Annotated in this window: 1 protein-coding gene; it reads right to left on the bottom strand. The window is 45.7% G+C overall.

The annotated features are described in order from the left end of the window. Positions 1 to 223, bottom strand: a 223-nt coding sequence (locus AC0L3U_RS39320) for a hypothetical protein (protein WP_473365110.1), incomplete at its 3' end; no start/stop codon positions are given. Between the last annotated feature and the right edge of the window lie 55 nt (positions 224 to 278).

Below are 278 nucleotides of genomic sequence, written 5' to 3' on the forward strand. Positions count from 1 at the left end.
GGAATTTGCCGATATTATTAAACGACCTCGTGTACCCCCGAAAACCGTTCCCTCCAAAAACAGGGTATCCATCCTCAGTGAACTGCTCTGGCCGAATAGTGTCGCCACTCTGTAGTTTGGCAATATACTTGAGCGCTTTCGTTTCCCAGTGAAATGGGATTTGATTTGCCCAATCGACTTTGGAGTTTTTATAGCGCTTATATGGCGGCAAATTGATCTCCATTTTGGTCACACCATAACCCCCGAGACATCCTTCACTTCCAACCCCAAAATTTCTG

The organism is Bradyrhizobium sp. Kon69 (genome assembly GCF_055807515.1).